This is a genomic window from Constrictibacter sp. MBR-5 (assembly GCF_040549485.1).
Lineage (GTDB): Bacteria > Pseudomonadota > Alphaproteobacteria > JAJUGE01 > JAJUGE01 > Constrictibacter.
Map to the genome: position 1 here is coordinate 318,916 of NZ_JBEPTK010000005.1, position 22,991 is coordinate 341,906.

The following is a 22,991-nucleotide window of genomic DNA, read 5'->3' on the forward strand; positions in this document are numbered from 1 at the left end:
TCACGCATCTCGCTCTGCCCGGGCGTGCGGCTGCCCGCGCGCCGTGGCCGCCGAACCTCAGGCGCTTCGCATCGACCGGTTGCGACCCGCGCGCTTGGCGGCGTAGAGCCGCTCGTCGGCGAGGCGGAGGGCCGCACCGACGTCGAGCGCCGCTGGATCGACTTGGGCGGCGCCGATGCTGGCCGTTACCCGCAGTCCCCCTTGATCGTGGAAACCGCTGCGGCGGCGATGGCGAGGCGCAGGCGTTCGGCCGCGGCCATGGCCGTCGACTCGTCGGCATCCGTCAGCAGCACGACGAACCCCTCGCCGCCGAAATGCGCGACAACATCCGTCTCGCGCAGGACGTTGCGGGCGCACGCGCCGATCATAGCCAGCACCAGATCGCCTGCCGCATGGCCATAGCTGTCGTTGACCTGCCTGAAGCGGTCGATGTCCAGAAAACGTACCGCGAGCGGCTGCCCGAATCGGTCGGAGCGCGCCACTTCGCGGACCGCCAGCTTTTCGAAGCCGCGCCGGTTGACGCAACCCGTCAGGGGATCGCGGTCCGCCAGCATCTTCAGTTCGTCCAGAAGCCGCTCGCGATCGGCCTCGACGCGCCGGCGCTCGTCTCTAAGGACCGCAGCGTTAACGAATGTTTACGCTGCTGTGATCCGAACCTGCCTCTCCGGTTACAACTGGAGGCTCCGTGCCGCCTTGGGCACATAGCCGGGGGCGCACGGCGGCGGCCGGAGGCTCACTTCCTGGTCGCCGGCCGCCGTTCCGCCGGCGATGCCTGTCATTTCGTCAGGATGAGCTTGTCGTTGCGGGTGCGGCGCAGGCGGTAGAACTCGCCCTTGTGCCGGATCAGGATCTCCGGGCCGCTGGACAGCAGCTGGTTGCTCTCGATCACCTGCGCCGGGGATGCGTGCGCCTCCAGGCGACGCGGCTCCGCGGTGTGCTCGTGGATCATCTGCATGGCTTCATCCTTCGGTTCTGCCGTGAGGCAAGGGCGACAATAATGAGAACTATTCTCATACGCAATACCGAAAGCACGGCCGGCCCGACCATACCCGAAGGGGCGGCGCCTTGCCCATGCGGCAGCCTTCCGCCAGATTGCAGGCGACCCTGGGACCCTCCCGCCAACCACCGGAGAACGAAGCGATGAGCGCAGCCCGGCCGACCGCCGCCATGGCGCAGCAGAGCGGCCCAGGTGCTGCGCCCGATGCGGACGCAGCCGAGCGGGTGCCGCACGTGCAGAAGGCGGGGGAGGTCGCGGCCGCCAGCCTCGTCGCCTCGAACCTCGTCGCCCCCGACTGTCGCGGCCAGAATTTCTATCGGGTCGACCACGGCCTGCGCACCCTGCTGCCGCTCTATCTCGACGCGGCGCCGCTGGCGCATTTCGCCCCGCATTTCGACCGAATGGGCGAACTGGCCGGGGGACGCCTCGACGAACTGGCGGACGCCGCGGACAAGCACCCGCCGGTCCTGCACCCGCGCGACCGCTTCGGCCGCGACGAGGATCGGATCGAATACCATCCCGCCTATCGCGAGATGGAGCGCATCGCCTTCGGCGACTTCGGCCTCCATGCGATGAGCCACCGGCCCGGCATCCTCGGCTGGCCGGAGACGGCGCCGCCGGCCGTCAAGTACACGCTGCAATATCTCTTCGTGCAGGCCGAGTTCGGACTGATGTGCCCGATCTCGGTCACCGACACGTCGGCCTACCTGCTCGGCCGCTACGGCGATGCGGCGCTGCGCCGGCGCTTCTTCGAGCCGATGACGGATCCCGACACCGACCGCATGCTGACCGGCACGCAGTTCATGACGGAGAAGACCGGCGGCTCCGACGTCGGCAACATCGAGCTGACCGCCCGTCCGGACGGCGATCGCTGGCGGCTCTGGGGCGAAAAGTGGTTCTGCAGCCACGCCGATGCCGACGTGGCGCTGCTGCTGGCGCGGCCCGAGGGGGCGCCGGGCGGCACCAGGGGCCTCGCGCTCTTCGCCATGCCGCGAACCCTCGACGACGGCCGCCGCAACGCCTACCGGATCGTCCGCCTGAAGGACAAGCTGGGCACCCGCTCGATGGCGTCGGGCGAGATCGTCTTCGACGGCGCCGAGGCCTTCCTCGTCGGCGAGGCCGGGAACGGCCTGAAGCAGATGCTGGACCAGGTGAACCTGTCGCGCCTGTCGCACGGCGTGCGCGCCGCCGCCATGATGCGCCGCTGCCTGAACGAGGCGCTGGCCGTCGCGCGCAACCGCACCGCCTTCGGCCGCCGCCTGATCGACATGCCGATGGTCCGCCGCCAGCTCGCCAAGCTGATGACGCCGACCGAGCAGGCGCTGTCCATGTACCTGTTCACCGCCGCCACGATGGATGCGGCGCAGACGGGCGACCCGGGGGCGGCCAAGCTGCTGCGCATCCTGACGCCGCTGCTGAAGTTCCGCACCGCGCGCGACAACATCCTGGTGGCGACCGGCGCCATGGAGATGCGCGGCGGCACCGGCTACATTGAGGAGTGGGTCAATCCGCGCCTCGTCCGCGACGCCCATATCGGCGTGCTGTGGGAGGGCACCAGCAATATCAATGCCCTCGACGTGATCGGCCGTGCGGTCGCCAAGGACCATGCCGACCTCAACCTTCAGACGGCCCTGCACCGCAAGCTGGACGAGGCAGACGGCGTGCCCGGCGAATTCCGCGCCCGCATCGCCGGCTTCGTCGACCGCGCCGTGGACTATGCCGAAGAGGTCGCCGCCAGGCCGCGCCACGAGAAACTCGCCCGGCTCGCCGCGACCGCCCTCTACAACGCGACGACGGCGGCGCTGCTCACCTGGGAAGGCGCCCGTTCGGCCGCCGCCGGCGGCGACGCCCGCCGCCTGATCCTGGCCAAGATGGTCGCCGAACACCGCCTCGTCGCCCGCGACCCGATGACCATCCGCGACGACAGCTGGCAGGAGACGGCGAAGGATCTGCTCCTCAGCGACGAGTCGGTGCCGCTGATGGCGGCGGTGCAGGTCCTATAGCGGTCGCCGGCTTCAGCGCGGCCCGCCGGCCCGCGTCGGCGTGAACGCCGGCGGATCGCTCGCCGGGAAGGAGTCGCGGCCGGCCTCGTCGACCAACGCGGACAGCCGGCGGCGCATGTCGTCGGCGGCCTCGGTGGCGGCGAGATCGTGCACATGGACGTCCGTCGCGCCGTTCTTCTTCAGGACGGCCGTCGCCAACTCCTCGCGGCCGGTATTGGGCGTGCGCACCCAGAGCAGTATGCCGCCCTGCGCGAGCTGGTCCTCGAAGCGTTCGGCAAGCCGGCGGTCGAGGAACTGGTCGAGCAGGGCCCCCAGGGCCGCACCGGCGCCGCCGGCGGCAGCGGCTGCCGCGATGGCGGCGGCGAAGGTTCCACCCGAGGCGACGATCGCGCCGGCGGTCGCCACGGCGCCGACATAGATCAGCGCGCCGGCGATCGCGCCCTCCGCATCGCCGACCGATTCGGTCGAGACATAGGCCACGGTCGGTACGGCCGCGTCGTCCTCCAGTTCAGCGGTCGACCGGTAGTGGTGCCCGAGGCGCCGTTCCACCGTCTCCCGGTTCGCGAGGAAGCTCAGGTCCGCCCTGTCGAATCCGGAACTGAGGAGTTCGTCGATGGCCGTCTGCAGGGAGGGTCGATCGTGAAAGACGCCGACGGCTTCACGCGTGCTGACTTGTGACATGAGCATCTCCTTCCGATGCCAACGTCCGCCGCATGCCGCGGTTACGCATTGACCTCGATCAACGCTTACACGTCCAGCGCCTCCGCGAACCGCGCGTTCTCCTGGATGAAAGCCAGGCGATGTTCCGGCTTGCGGCCCATCAGACGTTCGACCAGGTCCTTGGCGTCGGAGCGCCCCGCCGACGGTGCGGCGGCCGGCTCCAGGGTGAGGGCCTCGCCGGAGGCGTCGAAGGCGACGCGCAGCAGGGTGCGGGTCTTCGGGTTCATCGTCGTCTCGCGCAGCTGCGCCGACGGCATCTCGCCCAGGCCCTTGAAGCGGCTGATGTCGACCTTCTTCCTGCCCTTGAAGGCGCTGGCCAGCAGCTCCTCCTTGTGGGCGTCGTCGCGGGCATAGTGCGTCGTGCCGCCGGAGGAGAGCCGGTAGAGCGGCGGCATCGCCAGGAACAGGTGGCCCTTCTCGATCAGCTGCGGCGTCTCCAGGAAGAAGAAGGTCATCAGCAGCGAGGCGATGTGCGCGCCGTCGACGTCGGCGTCGGTCATGATGACGATGCGCTCGTAGCGCAGCTTCTCCAGGTCGAAACGGCTGCCGCTGCCGCAGCCGAGCGCCTGGATCAGGTCGTTCAGCTCCTGGTTCTGGCGCAGCTTGTCGGACGAGGCGCTGGCGACGTTCAGGATCTTGCCGCGCAGCGGCAGGACCGCCTGGGTGGCACGCTCGCGCGCCTGCTTGGCCGATCCGCCGGCGCTGTCGCCCTCGACCAGGAAGATCTCGGTGCCGGCCGCCGCCGAGCGCGTGCAGTCGGTCAGCTTGCCCGGCAGGCGCAGCTTGCGCGTCGCACTCTTGCGGTCGAGGTCCTTCTCCTGGCGCTTGCGCTGCCGTTCCTCCGCCCGCTCGATGGCGAAGTCGAGGAGGGCGCGGGCCCGCTCGGGGGCGGCGGCCAGCCAGTGGTCGAAATGATCCTTCACCGCCGTGTCGACCAGGCGCACCGTCTCCGGCGAATCCAGCTTCTCCTTGGTCTGGCCCTGGAAGCGCGGCTCGCGGATGAACACCGACAGCATCTGGCAGGCGCCGCCGAGCAGGTCGTCGCCCGTCACCTGCGGCGCGCGCCGGCTGCCGATCAACTCGCCATAGGCCTTCAGCGCGCGCAGCAGGCCGGCGCGAAATCCCGCCTCGTGGCTGCCGCCGAGCGGCGTCGGGATGGTGTTGCAGTAGGAGCCGGAGAAGCCCTCGCCGTCGAGCGCCCAGGTGATCGCCCATTCGACGCGGCCGGCGCCGGCGGGGAAGGTGGCCTCGCCGACGAAGGGCTCGGCCACCACGGTCTCGCGTTCCGCGACCGCCGCAGCCAGGAAGTCCGCGAGCCCACCGGGAAAGTGCAGGTCGGCCTCGGCCGGCGTCTCGGCACCCGGCTTCAGCAGCGACGGATCGCAGCGCCAGCGGATCTTCACGCCGCGATAGAGATAGGCCTTCGAGCGCGCCATGCGGAACAGGCGCGCCGGCTGGAAGCGCGGATTCTCGCCGAAGATCTCCGGGTCGGGGCGGAAGCGGACCATCGTGCCGCGCCGGTTCTGCGACACGCCGACCTTGGCGAGCGGCCCTTCGGGCGCGCCGCGGCGGAAGCTCTGGCGCCAGACCTCGCGGTCGCGCGCCACCTCGACGACGAGGCTCTCCGACAGCGCGTTCACCACCGAGATGCCGACGCCGTGCAGGCCGCCCGAGGTCTCGTAGACCTTGCCGCTGAACTTGCCGCCCGAGTGCAGCGTGGTGAGGATGATCTCCAGCGCCGACTTGCCCTTGAACTTCGGGTGCTCGTCGATCGGGATGCCGCGGCCGTTGTCGCGCACCGTCACCGACATGTCGCCGCCGATCTCGAGTTCGATCAGGTTGGCGTGGCCGGCGACGGCCTCGTCCATCGCATTGTCCAGGATCTCGGCGACGAGGTGGTGCAGCCCCGCCTCGTCGGTGCTGCCGATATACATGCCCGGCCGGCGCCGGACGGGCTCCAGTCCCTCCAGGACCTCGATGTCGCTGGCGGTATAGCCCCCGGCGGGGGCGGCGTTCTCGAACAGATCTGACATGGCGGCGGACTATAGGGCAAAGGCGGGGGCGGACGAAGCGAGCAGTTGGGCCAGCGCTTGGTGTCCTTGGGCCGGCCGCCGCTAGATGTGGTCGTGGCCTCCGACGTTGAAGGAGGCCCTGGCGTTCAGCTGCTCGACATCGAAGCCGGCGACCCGCTTGTAGCCGGCGGCGATCGCCTCCAGTTCCGCCCGGCTCACCACGTCGTGGATGTCGGTGAAGCCGTCCGGCGCGCGCTCTTCGACCAGCTGCATCGACTGTTCCGGGCCGTTGCCGCGGTTGGCGAGGACGATGCGCGACGTCGCCGGCCGCCGGTCGGCCTCGTAGGCGGCCAGTGCGGCATCGGGGTCGCCCACCGTCGCCAGGTGCCAGGCCAGCACGCGCGCGTCGAGGATCGCCTGGGAGGCGCCGTTCGAGCCGATCGGATACATCGGGTGCGCCGCATCGCCCAGCAGGGTGACGCGGCCGTGCGTCCAGCGCTCCAGCGGGTCGCGGTCGACCATCGGGAACTCCCACACCGCCGCCGCCGAGCGGATCAGGTCGGGCGCGCGCAGCCAGCCGAAGTCCCAGCTCTCGAACTGCGGCAGGAAGTCCGCCGGGTCGCCGGGCCGGTTCCAGTCCTCGCGGCTGGCGAAGCGCCGCTCCGGCACGGTCAGTTCGGCGATCCAGTTGACCAGCGAGCGGCTGCGCGCCGCCGTCTCGCGGCAGATCGGATAGCAGACGAACTTCTGGCTCTGATGGCCGGCCATGACCATCGAGCGGCCGGAGAGGAAGGGGGCGGCCTCGCTGACCGCGCGCCAGAGGATGCGGCGGTTCCACTTCGGCGGCCCCTCGTCGGGGTGGAAGGCGGCGCGTACGGCCGAGTGGATGCCGTCGGCGGCGACCAGCAGGTCCGCCTCGACGGTCTCGCCCCGTCCGCTCCGGTCGACGAAGCGCGCCGACACGCGCTGCCCGTCCTGTCCGAACTCCGCCAGCCGCCGGTCGGCGCGGATGCGCGCCCGCCCGAGCCGCTCGCACGCCGCCTCGTAGAGAATCATCTGCAGCCGGCCGCGGTGGATCGAATATTGCGGCCAGCGATAGCCGGCGGCCCGGCCGCGCGGCTCGCGCCAGATCTCCTGGCCGTGCCGGTTGGCGTAGATCAGCTCCTTCGTCTCGATCGCCGTCGCGGCGAGCCGGTCGGCGAGGCCCAGTTCCGTCAGTTCGCGCACCGCATGCGGCAGCAGGTTGATGCCGACGCCGAGCGGCCGGATCTCCGGCACCGCCTCGAACAGCGTGACCTCGATGCCGGCAGTGTGCAGAGAGAGGGCCGTCGTCAGCCCGCCGATCCCGCCGCCCGCCACGACGACCTTCATGCCGTTCTCCATCCTGCGCCTGCCGCGAGGCGGCGACCGGTCATTGTCGCCGGGCCCCCGCTTGCTTAGGCTGCCCGACGATAACGAGGGGAGGCCAGCATGGCGACGGTCAAGGCGAACGGCATCGACGTCCACTACGTCATGGAGGGGCCGGCCAACGGCCCGGTCGTCACGATGAGCCATTCGCTCATGACGACGCTGGAGATGTGGGATCCGCAGGTGAAGCCGCTGGTCGACAGGGGCTTCCGCGTGCTGCGCTACGACACCCGCGGCCACGGCGGCAGCAGCGTCGCCGAGCCGCCCTATACCCTCGACACCCTGGCGGCCGACGCGGCGGCGATGCTCGAGGCGCTCGGCATCCACCAGACGCATTTCGTCGGCCTGTCGATGGGCGGCATGATCGGCCAGACCCTGGCCCTCGCGCGCCCGGACCTGCTGAAGACGCTGACCCTGTGCGACACGTCGAGCGGCTATCCGCCCGAGGCGGCGGCGATGTGGGGCGACCGCATCAAGGGGGCGGAGCAGAACGGCATGGAGCAAGCGGTCGCCGGCACGATCGACCGCTGGTTCTCGCCGTCCTTCGCCGCGGCCAACGATGCCGCCCTGGCGCCGGTGCGCGAGATGATCCGCGGCACGGCCGTGAAGGGCTTCGTCGGCTGCTGCCACGCCATCTCGAAACTGGCGCTGACGGAGAAGATTTCGGCCATCCGCGTGCCGACGCTGATCATTGTCGGCGAGGACGATCCCGGCACGCCGGTGGCGATGCACGTCACCATCAAGGAGCGGATCGCCGGGTCGCAGATGGTGATCATCCCCGACGCGCGGCACCTCTCGAACATCGAGGCGGTCGAACCGTTCAACGCGGCGCTGCTCGGCTTCCTCCAGGCGCACCGTTAGCGCGGCGGCCCCCGGAGCCTCCGGTGCGGATCACCGCCGTTTGATGCGCACCCCGCCGCCGGGCGGGCGCTCGACCACGAACTTGCCGGCCTGTTCGACGACCTGGAGCAGCGTCGAACAGCCGTAGGTGCGCGGGTCGAAGTCGGGTGCGAGGTGGTTGAGGCGCTGGCCGACCGTGCCGAGGTTGATCCACTCCTCGTCGTCCCAGGCCTGCTCCATGGCCTTGCGGATCAGCGGCACCGCCTTCGACGGCGGCTCCTTCTCGGGCGCCACGGCGACCGGATCGGGCTGCTTGTCGGGCCGCTTCTCGGCTTTGGCCGCGTCCGCCGCCTTCGTCTTCTTGTCGGACTTGGCTTTCGTCTTCGGCGCGGCGGCCGCTTCGGCGACCGCCGCGTCTCCGGTCGGCTCCAGCAGGTTCTCGATATAGATGAAGCGCGAGCAGGCGTTGCGGAACGCCTCGGGCGTCTTGCGCGCACCGAAGCCGTAGACCAGGGCGCCGTCCTCGCGCAGGCGCTGGGCGAGGCGGGTGAAGTCGCTGTCCGAACTGACCAGGCAGAAGCCGTCCAGGCGGCTGCGGTGCATCAGGTCCATCGCGTCGATGACCAGCGCGATGTCCGCGGCGTTCTTGCCCACCGTGTAGTTGAACTGCTGCTGCGGCAGGATCGCGAGCGGATGCATCACCCCGCGCCACGACCGCAGCCGGTCGCTGGAGAAGTCGCCGTAGATCCGCCTGACGTTCGCTTCGCCGAGCTTCGCCACCTCCTCGAAGATCGCGTGCGCATAGGTGGCGCTGGTGTTGTCCGCGTCGATCAGGATCGCCAGCCGCGCCGACTGTCCGTGTTCCGCCATTCGTCGGCTCTCCTCCGGGAATCTCCGCGCAGCATGAAGCATCGCGCGCGGAATCGCGATGCCCGCGCTGCCCGGATCTGCGGGACCGATGGCGCCCTGCCGGTTCAGGCCTAGTTGGGCAGGTGGTCGAGGGGCAGGGGCCCGTCCGCCTTGACGGTCTGTATGGCGAAGCTGCTGCGGATGTCGGCGACCCCCGGCAGCCGCAGCAGCGTGTCGAGGAGCAGACGCTCGTAGCCGGCGAGGTCCGGCACGACGATCTGCAGCAGGAAGTCGACGTCGCCGGACACCAGGTGGCACGAGACGACCTCGGGCACCGCGACGACGGCCTGCCGCAGGGCGTCGGCATCGGCGTCCCGGTGCCGCTCGACCTTCACGCCGACGAACACGGTCAGCCCGAGTCCGACCGTCTGGCGGTCGAGGGCGGCGTGGTAGCCGCGGATGGCGCCCGCCTCCTCCAGCAGCCGCACCCGGCGCAGGCAGGGCGAGGGCGACAGGCCGACCTCGTCCGCCAGCTGTACGTTGGTCAGCCGCGCATCGCGCTGCAACGCCGCCAGGATGCGGCGGTCGATGGCGTCGAACCGGGTCCGTGGCATGAGACGCCTCATTCCTCGCCGTTCTTGGCACATCACGCTAACCCTGCCCCGGCGCACGGGGCAATACGCAAGGACACGCCATCGCGCCACGCCGTAGCGTCCGCTTCTGTTCGACGTGGACGCGGGGAAGGGGCGATGGCCGGGATCTGGATGTTCGTCGGGGCGCTCGCGGTCGCCTATCTCGTGCCGGGGCCCGACATGGTGCTGCTGCTCAGGACCGGCGCGGCGCAGGGCCGGGCCCAGGCGCTCGCCGCCGCCGCCGGGCTGGCCGTGGCGCGGGCGGCGCACGTGGCGCTGGCCGGGCTGGGCCTCGCGACCCTGCTGCGCACGGCGCCTACGGCGTTCGAGATCGTCCGCTTCGCCGGTGCCGCCTACCTGATCTGGCTCGGCGTCGGCATCCTGCGCGCGCCGTCGCTTGTGCCGGACGATCGGCCGCCGTCGCGGCGGCACGGTGGGGCAGGCTACGTCGCCGCGTTCCGCAGAGGCCTGCTGACCAACCTGCTGAACCCGAAGGCCCTGCTGTTCTGCTCCGTCCTGCTGCCGCAGTTCGTCCAGCCGGGGCAGGGCGTGCTGTTTCAGTTCCTGCTGCTGGGCCTCGTGCTCGTCGGCGTCGGTGCCGCCTTCGACGCGACGCTCGCCCTGGCCGGTGCCGCCCTCGGCCGCTGGCTCGCCCGGCACCGGCTGGCGCAGACGATCCAGCAATGGACCTTCGGTACCCTCCTGATCGCCTTCGGCGCCCGCCTGTCCCTGGCGACGGCACCGTAGTCGGTTACGGCCGTATCCGCGCCGGCGGGTGCCGGCGGTAGCTCAGCGCTTCGGCGACGTGGATGCGGGCGATACTGTCCGCCCCTTCCATGTCGGCGAGCGTGCGCGAGACGCGCAGCACACGGTGCCAGCCGCGCGCCGACAGGCGCAGCCGCTCGGCAGCGTCGGTCAGCAGGCGCCGGCCGGCCGGATCGAGCGGCGCGGCGGCCTCCAGCAGTTCGCCGTCGGCTGCGGCGTTGACGTGGACGCCGCTGTCGGGGGCGAGGCGGGCATAGCGCTCGGCCTGAATTTCCCGCACCCGGGCGACCCGCGCCGCGACCTCGGCCGTGCCTTCGGCCGGTGGCGGGAGGGCGAGGTCGGCCGGGTCGACCCGCGGCATGTCCACATGCAGGTCGATGCGGTCGAGCAGCGGCCCGGACAGCCGCGCCTGATAGTCGACGGCGCAGCGCGGGGCGCGCCCGCAGCCCATCACCGGATCGTCGAGGTGGCCGCAGCGGCAGGGGTTCATCGCCGCGACCAGCTGCACCCGCGCCGGATAGGTCACGTGGCCGTTGGCGCGCGACACCGTCGCGTGGCCGGATTCGAGCGGCTGGCGGAGTGCCTCCAGCACGGCGCGCGGGAACTCCGGCAGTTCGTCCAGGAACAGCACGCCGCGATGCGCGAGCGAGACCTCGCCCGGCTTAGCCCGCAACCCGCCGCCAACCAGCGCCGGGACGGATGCCGAATGGTGCGGATCGCGGAACGGCCGCCGGCGCAGCAGCACGCCGTCGCGCAGCAGTCCGGCGACGCTGTGCACCATACTGACCTCCAGCGCCTCCGCGGCGGCCAGCGGCGGCAGGATGCCGGGCAGGCGGGCCGCCAGCATCGACTTGCCGGCGCCCGGCGGTCCGCAGAACAGCAAGTTGTGGCCGCCGCTCGCCGCGACCTCCAGTGCCCGCTTGCCGCTCTCCTGGCCTTTCACGTCGCGCAGGTCGTAGCGCCAGCCGACGTCCTCGACCGGCGCCGGCGCGGGCGGCGATAGGACCTGCCGGCCCTTGAAGTGGTTGATCAGCGACAGGAGGTTCGGCGCCGCCAGCACCTCCAGGTCGCCTGCCCACGCGGCCTCGCCGCCGTTGCCGGCCGGGCAGACGATGCCGCGCCCCATGGCGACCGCGCCCATTGCCGCGGGCAGGACGCCCGCCACCGGTGCGAGGCTGCCGTCCAGACCGAGTTCGCCGAGGACGATGTAGTCGGCGACATCCTCGGGCGACAGCACCTCCATCGCCACCAGCAGTGCCAGCGCCACCGGCAGGTCGAAATGGCTGCCCTCCTTCAGGAGGTCGGCGGGGGCGAGGTTGGCCGTCACCCGCTGCGGCGGCTGCGCCAGACCCAGCGCCTCGAGGGCCGAGCGGACGCGTTCGCGGCTCTCGCCGACCGCCTTGTCCGGCAATCCCACCATCAGGAAATTTGGAAGACCCGCGCCGACATGCACCTGCACGTCGACCGGCACCACCTCGATACCCTGGAATGCCACCGTGCTGACGCGAGCGACCACGCGATTGATCCGAATGCAAATAAGACGGTCCGAATAGATTGATCTTTTGCGCCCCGCGCAACAGTGATCGGCGGCGGGGACGGCTCGTATAGCCGCCCGTTGCGCATTCGGCTTGCGTGCGTCGCAAAAACTGCTAGGCATCGCGCTTTCGAAATCGCAGAGCGAAACGTGGCTTTTGCGGGGTCCACGTCGCGGAGGACGAATCGCCCATGGAGCGACTGCTCCTCGTCGGCCGGGTCGTGGACCGGATCAATGCCGCCGTCGCGGTGGTCGCGGAATATCTCGTGCTGCTGGCGGTGCTGATCAGCGCCGGCAACGCCGTCGTCCGCTATCTCTTCAGCTGGAGCTCGAACGCGCTGCTTGAGATCCAGTGGCAGATGTTCGCGGGCATGGTGCTGCTGGGTGCGGCCTACACGCTGCGGATGAACGGGCACGTCCGGGTCGACCTGCTCTACGGCAACGTCAGCCATCGCAGCCGGCTCCTGATCGACATCTTCGGCCTGCTCTTCTTCTTCATGCCGGCCATCCTGTTCATGCTCTACCTCGCCTGGCCCTTCTTCCTGCAGTCGTGGAACCAGGGTGAGATGTCGATGAACGCCGGCGGCCTGATCCTGTGGCCGGTGAAGTCGCTGCTGCCGCTGGGGTTCACCCTGCTGCTGCTCCAGGGCCTGTCGGAACTGGTGAAGCGGTTCGCGGCACTCCAGGGCAGGCTCGACCTCGATACCTCCTACGAGAAGCCGGTGCAGTAGCCGCGGCCCGCTGCCGCGGGCCGACGCTCCCTCCGATCCGTCCGGCGCGCCGCCGGGATCCCCTCAGGGTGAGACGCTTCCACGATGTTCGCTTACGGTCCGATGCCCCCGCTCATGTTCATGGGCATGATCGTATTCCTCGTCCTGGGCTTTCCGGTGGCATTCTCGCTGATGGCCGCCGGCCTCGGCTTCGGGCTGATCGGCATCCTGACCGGCCATTTCGACCCGGTGTTCCTGCAGGCGCTGCCGCTGCGCTTCTTCGGCATCCTGTCGAACGAACTCCTGCTGGCGATCCCCTTCTTCACCTTCATGGGCGCCATCCTGGAACGCAGCGGCCTCGCCGAGGACATGCTGGAGGGGGCGGGACAGCTGTTCGGGCCGCTGCCCGGCGGCATCGCCTACGCGGTCGTCCTGGTCGGCGCCGTCATGGCGGCGATCACCGGCACGGTGGCCGCCTCGGTCATCGCGATGGCCATGGTGTCGCTGCCGGTGATGATGCGCTACGGCTACAATATGCGCCTCGCGACCGGCGTGATCGCCGCCGCCGGCACGACGGCGCAGCTGATCCCGCCCTCGCTGGTGCTGATCATCCTGGCCGACCAGCTCGGCCGCTCGGTTGGCGACATGTATCTGGGCGCCATCGGCCCGTCGCTGATGCAGATCGCGATCTTCCTGATCTTCATCTTCGTCGTGTCGCTGGTGAAGCCGCACCTGATGCCGCCGCTGCCGCCGGAGGCGCGCACCGACCGCAGCCTGCGCCTGCTGCTGCGTGTCGCGAAGGGCATGCTGCCGTCGCTGGTGCTGATCTTCCTGGTGCTCGGCACCATCTTCCTCGGCCTCGCGACGCCGACCGAGGCGGGCGCCATGGGCGCCGTCGGCGCCATGCTGCTGGCGATCGCGCACGGGCGGCTCTCCCGGTCGCTGGTGCGTCAGGCGATGGCGTCGACCATGCGCATCACCGCCATGGTCGTGTTCATCCTGATCGGTGCCACCGTGTTCAGCCTGATCTTCCAGGGCATGGACGGCGCGCGCTGGATCGAGCATCTGCTGACCGGCCTGCCGGGCGGTGCGATCGGCTTCCTGATCTTCGTCAACATCTTCGTCTTCTTCCTGGCCTTCTTCCTCGACTTCTTCGAGATCGCCTTCATCATCGTGCCGCTGCTGGCTCCCGTCGCCCAGGCGCTCGGCATCGATCTCGTCTGGTTCGGCGTGCTGCTCTGCATCAACCTGCAGACGTCGTTCATGCACCCGCCGTTCGGCTTCGCGCTGTTCTACCTGCGCGGCGTCGCCCCGGCAGCGGTGAAGACGTCCGACATCTATCTCGGCTCGATCCCCTTCCTCTGCCTGCAGCTCTGCCTGGTGGCGATCGTCATCTTCTGGCCGGAATCGGTGACCTACTGGCTGAAGGAGGAGCGGGTCGTCGATCCCGCGAAGATCGAGCTGAACATTCCGACGCCCGACACGGCCAACCCCTATGGCGGCAACCCTTACGGGTCCAATCCCTATGGCGCCAATCCCTACGGCGGCGGCGCGGCCAATCCCTTCGCCACGCCCGGCGCGCCCGCGGCACCGGCAGCACCGGCCGGCACGCCGCTTCCGCCCCCCGATTTCGGCCCGGCGAAGTAGCGCTTCTCCGACCGCACAGCAAAAAGCCCCGCCTCCTTCCGGAAGCGGGGCTTCTTTCGTCGTGCCTTTGGCGAAGTTACTTGCCGGCGGCCTGCTGGGCGTAGACGTAGCTGTCGTAATTGTACTCGGCCACCCGGAACCACTGGTAGGTCTCGGTGCGGAACTGCTTCCAGGGCTCGTACATGGTCTTCCAGGCGGGGTTGCTGCTGGACAGTTCCGCATAGAGCTTGAAGGCGACGTCGTAGGACGCGTCCAGCACGTCGCGCGGCAGCGGGCGCAGCTGCACGCCCTTGCCGGCGAGGCGGCGGATCGCCTGCATGTTCTTCACGTCGTAGCGCGCGATCATGTCCATGTTCGCCGCCTGGCAGGCGGTGTCGAGCGCCGTGCGATAGGCCGCCGGCAGGCCCTCGTACTTCGCCTTGTTGAACAGGAAGTGGACGCTCGGTCCGCCCTCCCAGAAGGCCGGGTAGTAGTAGAACTTGGCCACCTGGTAGAAGCCGAGCTTCTCGTCGTCGTACGGGCCGACCCATTCGGTCGCGTCGATCGTGCCGCGCTCCAGGGCCGGATAAATGTCGCCGCCGGCGAGCTGCTGCGGCACCACGCCCAGCTTCTCGACAACGCGTCCGGCGAGGCCGGCGATGCGCATCTTCAGGCCGTTCAGGTCGGCGAGGGAGTTGATCTCCTTGCGGAACCAGCCGCCCATCTGCGTGCCGGTGTTGCCGCCCGGCCGGCCGACGGCGTTGTACTTCGACAGGAACGCGTCGACGAGCTCGTTGCCGCCGCCATGATACAGCCAGGCGTTCTGCTGGCGCGCGTTCAGGCCGAAGGGAATGGAAGACGGGATCGCGAAGGTCGGATCCTTGCCGACATAGTAGTAGCAGACCGTATGGGCGGCCTCGACGGTGTCGTTCTGCACCGCGTCCAGCGCCTGCAGGCCCGGCACGATCTCGCCGCCGGCGAAGACCTGGATGTCGAACTTGCCGTCGGTCATCTCGCGCACCGACTTCGCCATCACTTCGGCGCCGCCGTAGATGGTGTCGAGCGACTTGGGGAAGCTGGACGTCAGGCGCCACTTGATGCTGGGCGTGCTCTGGGCGATGGCCGGCGCGGCGAGGGGCACCGCGGCCACGGCCGCACCCGCCGAAATACCGGCCGACTTGATGAACGAACGACGATCCACTCTGGGAACTCCATGCTTGACAGTCGGCTGCGTGTCTATCCGCAGTCGCATGGGCCGGATATGAGCCGAACACTCATGCTTGTTCAAGCGTGCGTGGCTGCGCCGCGCCGCCTGTCATCGCGCGGACGGTCGTGCGAGCATTGCGGCAACACAGGACGGAGGCCTCCATGCAGTATTCGACGATCGCCGTGGTCAGTCCGGGCGACATGGGACATGCGGTCGGGCGCTCGTTGCGCGCCGGCGGGCACAGGGTCGTGACCAGCCTCGCCGGCCGGTCGGCGCGCAGCCGCGCCTTCGCCGAAGGGGCCGGGCTGGAGGATGCCGGCGACCTCGCGGGCGTGATGGAAGCGGCTGACCTCGTCCTGTCGATCATGCCGCCCGCCTCGGCGCTTGGTTTCGCGCGGGACGCCGCTACGGCGATGGGCCAGGCGGGGCGGACGCCGCATTTCGTCGACTGCAACGCCGTGTCGCCGATGACCGTGCGCGAGATCCAGGGGGTCGTCGAGGCGGCGGGCGCCGCGTTCAGCGACTGCGGCATCGTCGGTCCGCCGCCGGGCCGCGGCGGCAGCGGCTCGTCCCAGGTCAAGGCGCAGCCGACGCGCCTCTACGTGTCCGGCCCGCACGCCGAGACGCTGGCCGAACTCGACGGCAACGGCATCTGGATCCGCCAGATGGGGCCGGAGATCGGCCGGGCGTCGGCAATGAAGATGGTCTACTCGGCCGCCAACAAGGGCGCCCTGGCGCTCTATACGGCGACGCTGATGGCGGCCGAGCGGATGGGCGTCTCGGCCGACCTGCTGGAGGAACTCGACTACAGCCAGAAGGGGATCCATGACCGCATCCGCGCCACCGTCGGCTGGCTCGCCACCGACGCGGCGCGCTGGACGGGCGAGATGGAGGAGATCTCCGCGACGTTCGCCGCCGCCGGCGCCTCGCCGCACTTCCACGAGGGCGCGCGCGACGTCTACGCGCTGCTGGCATCGACGCCGCTCGCCGCCGAGAAGCGCGAGACCGCCGACCGCAGCCGCAGCCTGGAGGAATCGCTGCGGATCTTCACCGAGGCCGCGCCGAAGCGGGGCTGACGCCGGCGATGTCCCGTACACCCGCCCTGATGCTCCAGGGCACAGGCTCGGATGTCGGCAAGTCCCTGACCACCGCCGGCCTGTGCCGCGTCTTCGCGCGGCGCGGGCAGCGCGTGCGGCCGTTCAAGCCGCAGAACATGTCGAACAACGCCGCGGTGACCGACGACGGCGGCGAGATCGGCCGCGCCCAGGCGCTCCAGGCGCGCGCCTGCGGGGTGCGGCCAACGGTCCACATGAACCCGGTCCTGCTGAAGCCGGAGACGGACACGGGCGCCCAGGTGATCGTCCAGGGCCGCCGCGTCGGCACCTGGCGCGCGCGCGACTATATCGGCCGCAAGCCCACGCTGCTCGGCGCGGTGCTCGACAGCTATGCGCGCATCGCCGCCGAGGCCGACCTCGTGCTGATCGAGGGGGCCGGCAGCCCGGCCGAGGTGAACCTGCGCGCCGGTGACATCGCCAACATGGGCTTCGCCGAGGCGGCCGACCTGCCGGTCGTCCTGGTCGCCGACATCGACCGCGGCGGCGTCATCGCCGCCCTGGTCGGCACGCATGCGGTCCTGCCGCAGGCGGAGCGCGACCGGATCCGCGGCTACGTCATCAACAAGTTCCGTGGGGACCCGTCGCTGTTCGACGACGGCCTGCGGATCGTCACCGACCGCACCGGCTGGCCGTCGCTCGGCGTCGTGCCCTTCCTGCCCGACGCGGCGAAGCTGCCGGCCGAGGACGCGGTGGCGCTCGACCGCTCGGCCGAGGCCGATGCGGCACCGATCCGCATCGCCGTGCTGCAGCTGTCGCGCATCGCCAACCACGACGACTTCGACCCGCTGCGCCTGGAGCCGGACGTGGCACTGACGATGATCCGGCCGGGCCATGCGCTGCCCGGCGACGTCGACCTCGTCGTCATCCCCGGCACGAAATCGACCGCCGGCGACCTCGCCTTCCTGCGTGCGCAGGGCTGGGACGTCGACCTCGCCGCCCATCTGCGCCGCGGCGGTCGCATCCTCGGCATCTGCGGCGGCTACCAGATGCTCGGCCGGCGCCTGCACGATCCCGACGGCATCGAAGGGCCGCCCGGCAGCGTCGACGGTCTCGGCCTGCTGGACGTCGAGACGGTGATGCGCCCTGACAAGCGCCTGACCGAGGCGGCCGGCCGGCACCGCGCCACCGGCACGGCCGTCCACGGCTATGAAATGCATATCGGCCTGACCGAGGGGCCGGCGGCGGCCGCGCCGTTCCTCGACCTCGGCGGCCGTGCCGACGGCGCGGTGTCGGCCGACGGCCGCGTCGCCGGCTGCTATCTGCACGGCCTGTTCCGCAGCGATCCTTTCCGCCACGCCTTCCTGGCCGGCCTGCGCCCGCGGGCCGAGACCGGGCTTGCCTTCGACCACGCCGTGGAGGCGGCGCTCGACGCGCTCGCCGACCACCTGGAACGCCACCTCGACATCGACGCCCTCTGGCGCATCGCGGCGAGCCGCGGGGAGAGCCCGACATGACCGGAACCCACCTGATCGAAGACGTCGCCGCGATCCTGCGCGAGGTGGCGGACGAGGCGATCCTGCCGCGCTTCCGCACGCTGGCGCAGGGCGATATCGAGGAGAAGGCGCCCGGCGACCTCGTCACCGTCGCCGACCGCGAGTCCGAGCGGCTGCTGACCGCGCGGCTGCCCGGCCTGCGCGCGGGCAGCCGCGTCGTCGGCGAGGAGGCCTGCGCGGCCGAGCCGGCGCTGCTGAAGACCGTCGGCGACGGCACGGTCTGGGTCGTCGACCCGGTCGACGGCACCGCCAACTTCGCCGCCGGGCGGGAGCCCTTCGCCGTCATGGTGGCACTGCTGCAGGCGGGCGAGACGGTGGCCGCCTGGATCCTCGAGCCGATCTCCGGCCGGCTCTGCGTGGCCGAGAAGGGGGCGGGGACCGCCATCGACGGCCGGCGCCTCGTCGCCGACCGCGCCGTTCCGGCACCGGACGCGCTGCGCGGCTCGGTGCTCACCCGCTACATGCCGCCCGATGTCGGCGGCGCGATCGACCGGCGCCTCTGCGGGCTGGGCGCCGTCACGCCGGCCTTCTACTGCGCCGGCGCCGAATATCCCTCCATCCTGACCGGCGACCGGCACTTCGCCCTGTTCTGGCGCTCGCTGCCCTGGGACCATGCGCCGGGCGCCCTGATCGTCGCCGAGGCCGGCGGCCGCGTCACCCGCTGGGACGGATCGCCCTATCGTCCGGCGGTCGACGGGCAGGGGCTGCTCGTGGCGCGCAACCCCGGTGTCTGGGACGCCGCGCACGCGGCCCTGCTGGCGCCGCAGCCTTAGAAGCAGGCCCGGGATGTGATTCGGGTTGTGGCAGGACGGTCGGTACGTGGGTCGTTGCAGCCGCGGACCTTGTTCGAGAAGCCGGCGTGAATTAGAACATAAAGGGAACATTGAACCGTCTGATCCGGCCATGCCACTCAAGAAACGCCCCTCCCGCCGCATCCTGTCCGTCTGGCTGCCTCTGCTGGAGATCGACCGGCTGCGGCAGGGCGCCGGAAAGGACGACGTCCGTCCGATCGTGCTGACGATGCCGGTCAACGGCCGTCCCGTGATCTCCGCGGCGGACACGGTGGCAGCGGCCGGCGGCGTGGTGCCCGGCATGCCGCTCGGCGATGCGCGCGCCCTGCTGCCCGAACTGCGGGCGGTCGATGCCGATCCGGCGGGGACCGCACGCGACCTGGAGCGTCTCGCCGACTGGTGCGGGCGCTACAGTCCCATCGTCGCGCTCGATGGTGCCGACGGCCTGCTGATCGACACCAGCGGCTGCGATCATCTGTTCGGCGGAGAGGCCGGGCTTTGTCGCGATCTTACCGGTCGTATCGCGGAATTCGGCCTTACCGTGCGCGCCGCTCTCGCCGACACGCCGGGCGCGGCCTGGGCGGTGGCGCGCTACGGCGCGGGAATGGCGCACGGGGAGGCGACGGTGGTGGCACCGGGAACGGCGCGGACGGCGCTGGAGCCGCTGCCGGTTTCCGCTCTGCGTCTCATGCAGCCTGTGGTCGAAGCGTTGACGCAGATCGGGCTGCGGCGGATCGGCGACCTTCTGCCGCTGCCGCGCGCGCCGCTGGCCCGGCGGTTCGGCGCGGACGTCGGACGGCGGCTCGACCTCGCCCTGGGCATTGCCTTCGAGCCGGTATCGCCCCGCTTGCCGGTGCCGCCCTGGCGCCTGCGCATGGCTTTTCCGGAACCCCTGGTCCGACCCGAGGACGCGGCGGCAGTGGCCCGGCGCCTCGTTCGGGCGCTGTGCGAGCGGCTTGAGCGCGAGCGACTCGGTGTGCGCGACCTGACGCTCGCCTTCTACCGGGCGGACGGCGGCGTTGTGCGCGCCACGCTCGGCACCGGACGGCCGTCGCGCGATCCCGGCCACCTGCTCGGCCTGCTGCGCGAGCCGCTGGCAGGGCTGGATCTCGGCTCGGTGCCCGGCCACGGCGCCGAGGCGGCTGTCCTGTCCGCCTCCAGGGTCGAGCCACTCTCGGCGCGTCAACTCGGTCTCACTGCGGAAACCACGGATTCCGGCGCGGAAGCCATGGCGGAACTGGTCGACCGACTGACGCACCGGCTCGGACCGCAGTCCGTGGTGCGTCCCGTCCTGCGCGAGAGCCACGTGCCGGAGCGGGCCGTCGCCAACCTTCCGCCGCTGGCACGTGTGGCCGCGCCTCCGGTGGAGCGGCCAGCGGCGCGCTTGGCCGAATGGCCGCGTTTCCGGAGGCTGCCCGCACGGCCGCTGCGTCTGCTGCCGCGGCCCGAGCCGATCGAGGCGATGTCCCTGCTGCCCGATTCGCCGCCGGCGATGTTCTATTGGCGCCGCCTCCCGCACCGGGTGCGCCATGCCGACGGGCCGGAGCGGATCGCGGCCGAATGGTGGTGCGACGATTCCGTCACGGAGGCAGAAGCGGTGCGCGACTATTATCGCCTTGAGGTGGAGGGGGGACGCCGCTTCTGGGTCTTCCGCCGGGGCCTGTACCGACCAGAGGCCGCTGCGATACCCGTCTGGTACCTGCATGGCCTGTTCGCCTGAGGGCGATCTCCCGGCCCTATCGTGCTAAATCCTTCCGCTGACACGACATCCCAGCCGAGAATGCGAGGCCCGTCCATGATCTCAATCGCCACCGCGCTGCACGCTCTCGCCGCCGTTGTCTGGGTCGGCGGGATGTTCTTCGCCTACATGGCGATGCGTCCGGCGGTCGGGCCGTTGGCGCCGGCCGAGCGGCTGGCGCTGTGGCGCCGCACCTTCGACCGCTTCTTCCTCTGGGTCTGGGCGTCGATCGCCGTGCTGCTCGTCACGGGCTACTGGATCGTCTTCGGCGAACTCGGCGGTTTCGGCGGGGCCGGCGCGCACATCCACATCATGCAGGCGGTCGGCCTGCTGATGATCGCGCTGTTCCTGCACCTCTGGTTCGCGCCCTTCGGCCGCCTGCGCAAGGCGCTCGCCGCATCCGATCTCAAGACCGCCGCCGCGCAGATCGATCAGATCCGCATGATCGTCGGCATCAACCTCGTCCTCGGCCTCGTCACCGTCGCCATCGGCGCGTCCGGCCGTTACTGGGGCTGAGCGGTCACTCCAGGGACCGATCGGCGCGCCCCGCATGCACGCGACGGGCACGGTCAGTCCTCGGTCGGTTCCCCGGGGGCATCCAGGATGAGCGGTTCCTGCCCGGTCAGCAGCGGCGTATGGCTTGCGCCGAGCGTGGTGTGGTGGATCGTGCCCGCGCGGACGCGCCGGTCAGCGATATCGACCACCGCAAGAAGACCGGCCCGCGACATCCCCGCACGGATCGCGCGCGCCCGCGGTCCGGCGTCTTCGAGCAGTTGCTGGGCCAGGAAGGTCCCCATGCTGTAGAAGATCGGCGCGCCACGGTGGATCTCAAAACCGTGTACGCCATGCGGGTGATGGCCGTGGATCATACCGGCGCCGCTCTCGATCAAGGCGTGGGCCAATGGACGCTGGTAATCGGCCAGCACGCCGCCCGAGCCGTAGCCCCAATGCACGCTGGCGATGAGAAAGTCGCACGCGCTCGCGATCCGACGCACGCGGGCGCACAGTGCGGCCATTTCGGCCTGGCCGATCGTCGTCGCGATGTGCAGGGCTGCCGGATCACCAGGCTCCTCCATGGCGTGTAGCTGGTCGATCGCGTAATGCACGGCGACAGGCAGATGTGCGATGCCCGGCCGGAATGCCCGCGCCGCGCCGCCCGGCGGGTTCAGGCATGAGAAGGCGAGGAGGCCGATCCGCTGCCCTCCCACGTCTCGCACCGACCCGCGCCAAGCCGTTTCCTCATCGTCACCGGCTCCCACCGGCTCCATGCCGGCGGCGCACACCGCGTGCATCGTCTCGTCGAGGCCCGGCCAACCGAAATCGACCGCGTGGTTGTTGGCGACCGACAGAACGTGAAAACCCATCTGCGCGACGTCCGCCGCGACCGCGGGATCGGCGCGCCGCACGACATGCTTGTCGAGCGGAGCGGTATGCTTGGTCAGGGCCATGTCGAGATTGCCGATCGCCAGATCGGCGGATTTCAGGATGCCGATGGCGGCGGTTGCGTCGGGGTCGGTCGCAGCGCCCGTGCGCATCGGAACGACGTCACCTGCGAGGGCGATCCGAATCATGGCTTGGCTCCGGCTGGGTACGCCGTCTTGTCATTCACGGAAGACCGCACGCCTCAATTTCGCGGCATCGAGCACGGTGATGATGCCGGCGGCATGGACGAGCACGCCGGCCGCCTTGAGCCGGTTGAGCGTCGTCGTCACCCATTGGCGGGTCGCCCCTACCATCTGCGCCAGCTCCGAGTGCGATAGCGGATAGTCGATGCGGGTGCCCTCCGCGGTTCCGACGCCGTAGAGCTCCGTGAGCTGCAACACGAGTTGCAGCATGCGCTCGCTGATGGACCGGGTGCCGAGAATCTGGGCAAGGGTCGAATAGCAACGTCCCTTGAAGGACAGCGCCTCGATGATGCTCAGCGCGAGGGCGGGTATGTCGACGGCGAACTGCTTCAGCGTCGGGCCGTGCAGCACGAGGACGCCGGTCGGCATCACCGCCGTTCCCGACCACATATGCGCGCCACCGCCGAAAATGTCGGGTCCACCGACGAAATTGCCCGCGTTCCAATAGGCAAGGGTGATCTCCCGGCCTGACGGCGAGGTGTAATAGACTTGGACGCGGCCGCTCTCGATGAGGAATATGCCATCGTGATTTTCGCCCTGGGCGAAGATCGGGGTGCCGACAGGATAGTGGCGGCGGCGCGAACGGCTGATGATCGCCTCGCGCTGCGACGGGGAGAGCACCGACAGCAGGTCAGGCTGGCGCAGGGCCAAGCTCCGGCTCTCCGTCAGAAGCAGCCCCGAGGCCCGCTCGGCGCGAACATCCGGCTCCGGCGTGAAGGCGATCGCGCTGTCCAACGGTTCCGTCCGCCCTCGATGAACTCGACATCAGATCAGCAAGAAGCATGCCGTCCGCGCGAGGCCCAGGTTGCGCCTGGACGCGGCAATTAATTGACATCCGGGGTCTTCGGGAAACCGCGAAAATGCGCGCAGCCCCCGTTCGCAGACCGGCGTCTACTCCGCACTGTCATGGCTGGTGCAGCGGCCCGT

General features: G+C 70.3%; 21 protein-coding genes. 10 read left to right on the top strand and 11 right to left on the bottom strand.

Annotation, left to right across the window (positions count from 1 at the left end):
• Positions 1-185: 185 nt before the first annotated feature.
• Both ABIE65_RS13720 and hemP read right to left on the bottom strand, forming a co-directional pair.
• On the bottom strand, positions 186-554 hold the full coding sequence (locus ABIE65_RS13720; protein WP_354078357.1) for a GGDEF domain-containing protein: 369 nt from the start codon (positions 552-554) through the stop codon (positions 186-188).
• A gap of 221 nt (positions 555-775) precedes the next feature.
• Positions 776-955: a hemin uptake protein HemP gene (hemP, locus tag ABIE65_RS13725; protein WP_354078358.1), complete on the bottom strand. Its 180-nt coding sequence runs from the start codon at positions 953-955 to the stop codon at positions 776-778.
• Between the two features lie 185 nt (positions 956-1,140).
• Here hemP and ABIE65_RS13730 point away from each other — a divergent pair, with 185 nt between their 5' ends.
• The gene (locus ABIE65_RS13730; RefSeq protein ID WP_354078360.1) at positions 1,141-3,000 is read left to right on the top strand and encodes an acyl-CoA dehydrogenase family protein; all 1,860 of its coding nucleotides are present in this window, start codon (positions 1,141-1,143) and stop codon (positions 2,998-3,000) included.
• Positions 3,001-3,012: 12 nt separating this feature from the next.
• On the opposite strand, the gene ABIE65_RS13735 is transcribed toward ABIE65_RS13730, so the two are convergent.
• The 3 genes from ABIE65_RS13735 to ABIE65_RS13745 form a co-directional block, all read right to left on the bottom strand.
• Positions 3,013-3,681, bottom strand: coding sequence for a hypothetical protein (locus tag ABIE65_RS13735; protein ID WP_354078361.1), 669 nt, complete (start codon positions 3,679-3,681; stop codon positions 3,013-3,015).
• A 65-nt stretch (positions 3,682-3,746) separates the two neighbouring features.
• Positions 3,747-5,753 (bottom strand): DNA topoisomerase IV subunit B, encoded by a 2,007-nt coding sequence (gene parE, locus ABIE65_RS13740; RefSeq protein ID WP_354078362.1) that lies wholly within the window; start codon positions 5,751-5,753, stop codon positions 3,747-3,749.
• Positions 5,754-5,834: 81 nt separating this feature from the next.
• Complete coding sequence (locus ABIE65_RS13745; RefSeq protein ID WP_354078363.1) at positions 5,835-7,103, bottom strand: flavin-dependent oxidoreductase; 1,269 nt, start codon at positions 7,101-7,103, stop codon at positions 5,835-5,837.
• A gap of 99 nt (positions 7,104-7,202) precedes the next feature.
• Here ABIE65_RS13745 and ABIE65_RS13750 point away from each other — a divergent pair, with 99 nt between their 5' ends.
• Positions 7,203-8,000 carry an alpha/beta fold hydrolase gene (locus tag ABIE65_RS13750; protein ID WP_354078364.1) on the top strand — a complete coding sequence of 266 codons (798 nt, stop codon included), beginning with the start codon at positions 7,203-7,205 and terminating at the stop codon, positions 7,998-8,000.
• A gap of 30 nt (positions 8,001-8,030) precedes the next feature.
• Here the strand turns inward: ABIE65_RS13750 and ABIE65_RS13755 are convergent, their stop codons facing one another.
• Positions 8,031-8,849 (bottom strand): NYN domain-containing protein, encoded by an 819-nt coding sequence (locus ABIE65_RS13755; RefSeq protein ID WP_354078365.1) that lies wholly within the window; start codon positions 8,847-8,849, stop codon positions 8,031-8,033.
• Between the two features lie 110 nt (positions 8,850-8,959).
• Positions 8,960-9,442, bottom strand: a complete 483-nt coding sequence (locus ABIE65_RS13760) for an Lrp/AsnC family transcriptional regulator (protein ID WP_354078366.1) — start codon at positions 9,440-9,442, stop codon at positions 8,960-8,962.
• A gap of 135 nt (positions 9,443-9,577) precedes the next feature.
• Between ABIE65_RS13760 and ABIE65_RS13765 the strand changes: the two genes are divergently transcribed.
• Complete coding sequence (locus ABIE65_RS13765; protein WP_354078368.1) at positions 9,578-10,207, top strand: LysE family translocator; 630 nt, start codon at positions 9,578-9,580, stop codon at positions 10,205-10,207.
• Positions 10,208-10,211: 4 nt separating this feature from the next.
• Here ABIE65_RS13765 and ABIE65_RS13770 read toward each other — a convergent pair whose 3' ends face one another.
• A complete protein-coding gene (locus ABIE65_RS13770; protein WP_354078369.1) occupies positions 10,212-11,741 on the bottom strand; it encodes a YifB family Mg chelatase-like AAA ATPase in 1,530 nt (509 codons plus the stop codon).
• Positions 11,742-11,950: 209 nt separating this feature from the next.
• Between ABIE65_RS13770 and ABIE65_RS13775 the strand changes: the two genes are divergently transcribed.
• Positions 11,951-12,490: a TRAP transporter small permease subunit gene (locus ABIE65_RS13775; RefSeq protein ID WP_354078371.1), complete on the top strand. Its 540-nt coding sequence runs from the start codon at positions 11,951-11,953 to the stop codon at positions 12,488-12,490.
• Positions 12,491-12,574: 84 nt separating this feature from the next.
• On the top strand, positions 12,575-14,116 hold the full coding sequence (locus tag ABIE65_RS13780; protein ID WP_354078372.1) for a TRAP transporter large permease: 1,542 nt from the start codon (positions 12,575-12,577) through the stop codon (positions 14,114-14,116).
• Between the two features lie 76 nt (positions 14,117-14,192).
• On the opposite strand, the gene ABIE65_RS13785 is transcribed toward ABIE65_RS13780, so the two are convergent.
• Positions 14,193-15,296, bottom strand: coding sequence for a TRAP transporter substrate-binding protein (locus ABIE65_RS13785; RefSeq protein ID WP_354078373.1), 1,104 nt, complete (start codon positions 15,294-15,296; stop codon positions 14,193-14,195).
• A gap of 167 nt (positions 15,297-15,463) precedes the next feature.
• On the opposite strand from ABIE65_RS13785, the gene ABIE65_RS13790 reads away from it, so the two are divergent.
• From ABIE65_RS13790 to ABIE65_RS13810, 5 genes are all read left to right on the top strand, one after another.
• Positions 15,464-16,378 (top strand): NAD(P)-dependent oxidoreductase, encoded by a 915-nt coding sequence (locus ABIE65_RS13790; protein WP_354078374.1) that lies wholly within the window; start codon positions 15,464-15,466, stop codon positions 16,376-16,378.
• An 8-nt stretch (positions 16,379-16,386) separates the two neighbouring features.
• Entirely contained in the window at positions 16,387-17,871 is a 1,485-nt protein-coding gene (locus ABIE65_RS13795; RefSeq protein ID WP_354078376.1) for a cobyric acid synthase, read from the top strand.
• Positions 17,868-18,683, top strand: coding sequence for an inositol monophosphatase family protein (locus tag ABIE65_RS13800; protein WP_354078377.1), 816 nt, complete (start codon positions 17,868-17,870; stop codon positions 18,681-18,683). Before ABIE65_RS13795 ends, ABIE65_RS13800 begins: the two co-directional genes overlap by 4 nt.
• Before the next feature lie 130 nt (positions 18,684-18,813).
• On the top strand, positions 18,814-20,421 hold the full coding sequence (locus ABIE65_RS13805; RefSeq protein WP_354078379.1) for a Y-family DNA polymerase: 1,608 nt from the start codon (positions 18,814-18,816) through the stop codon (positions 20,419-20,421).
• Positions 20,422-20,496: 75 nt separating this feature from the next.
• Positions 20,497-20,955: a CopD family protein gene (locus ABIE65_RS13810; RefSeq protein WP_354078380.1), complete on the top strand. Its 459-nt coding sequence runs from the start codon at positions 20,497-20,499 to the stop codon at positions 20,953-20,955.
• A 53-nt stretch (positions 20,956-21,008) separates the two neighbouring features.
• Here the strand turns inward: ABIE65_RS13810 and ABIE65_RS13815 are convergent, their stop codons facing one another.
• Positions 21,009-22,010, bottom strand: a complete 1,002-nt coding sequence (locus tag ABIE65_RS13815; protein WP_354078381.1) for a CapA family protein — start codon at positions 22,008-22,010, stop codon at positions 21,009-21,011.
• A 30-nt stretch (positions 22,011-22,040) separates the two neighbouring features.
• Positions 22,041-22,715 (bottom strand): Crp/Fnr family transcriptional regulator, encoded by a 675-nt coding sequence (locus tag ABIE65_RS13820; RefSeq protein WP_354078382.1) that lies wholly within the window; start codon positions 22,713-22,715, stop codon positions 22,041-22,043.
• Positions 22,716-22,991: the final 276 nt, after the last annotated feature.

Bases quoted from the DNA above. Each gene is read 5' to 3' on its own strand.
- ABIE65_RS13720 (WP_354078357.1), bottom strand. From the start codon at position 554: ATGCTGGCGGACCGCGATCCCCTGACGGGTTGCGTCAACCGGCGCGGC.
- hemP (WP_354078358.1), bottom strand. From the start codon at position 955: ATGCAGATGATCCACGAGCACACCGCGGAGCCGCGTCGCCTGGAGGCG.
- ABIE65_RS13730 (WP_354078360.1), top strand. From the start codon at position 1,141: ATGAGCGCAGCCCGGCCGACCGCCGCCATGGCGCAGCAGAGCGGCCCA.
- ABIE65_RS13735 (WP_354078361.1), bottom strand. From the start codon at position 3,681: ATGTCACAAGTCAGCACGCGTGAAGCCGTCGGCGTCTTTCACGATCGA.
- parE (WP_354078362.1), bottom strand. From the start codon at position 5,753: ATGTCAGATCTGTTCGAGAACGCCGCCCCCGCCGGGGGCTATACCGCC.
- ABIE65_RS13745 (WP_354078363.1), bottom strand. From the start codon at position 7,103: ATGAAGGTCGTCGTGGCGGGCGGCGGGATCGGCGGGCTGACGACGGCC.
- ABIE65_RS13750 (WP_354078364.1), top strand. From the start codon at position 7,203: ATGGCGACGGTCAAGGCGAACGGCATCGACGTCCACTACGTCATGGAG.
- ABIE65_RS13755 (WP_354078365.1), bottom strand. From the start codon at position 8,849: ATGGCGGAACACGGACAGTCGGCGCGGCTGGCGATCCTGATCGACGCG.
- ABIE65_RS13760 (WP_354078366.1), bottom strand. From the start codon at position 9,442: ATGCCACGGACCCGGTTCGACGCCATCGACCGCCGCATCCTGGCGGCG.
- ABIE65_RS13765 (WP_354078368.1), top strand. From the start codon at position 9,578: ATGGCCGGGATCTGGATGTTCGTCGGGGCGCTCGCGGTCGCCTATCTC.
- ABIE65_RS13775 (WP_354078371.1), top strand. From the start codon at position 11,951: ATGGAGCGACTGCTCCTCGTCGGCCGGGTCGTGGACCGGATCAATGCC.
- ABIE65_RS13780 (WP_354078372.1), top strand. From the start codon at position 12,575: ATGTTCGCTTACGGTCCGATGCCCCCGCTCATGTTCATGGGCATGATC.
- ABIE65_RS13790 (WP_354078374.1), top strand. From the start codon at position 15,464: ATGCAGTATTCGACGATCGCCGTGGTCAGTCCGGGCGACATGGGACAT.
- ABIE65_RS13795 (WP_354078376.1), top strand. From the start codon at position 16,387: ATGTCCCGTACACCCGCCCTGATGCTCCAGGGCACAGGCTCGGATGTC.
- ABIE65_RS13800 (WP_354078377.1), top strand. From the start codon at position 17,868: ATGACCGGAACCCACCTGATCGAAGACGTCGCCGCGATCCTGCGCGAG.
- ABIE65_RS13805 (WP_354078379.1), top strand. From the start codon at position 18,814: ATGCCACTCAAGAAACGCCCCTCCCGCCGCATCCTGTCCGTCTGGCTG.
- ABIE65_RS13810 (WP_354078380.1), top strand. From the start codon at position 20,497: ATGATCTCAATCGCCACCGCGCTGCACGCTCTCGCCGCCGTTGTCTGG.
- ABIE65_RS13815 (WP_354078381.1), bottom strand. From the start codon at position 22,010: ATGATTCGGATCGCCCTCGCAGGTGACGTCGTTCCGATGCGCACGGGC.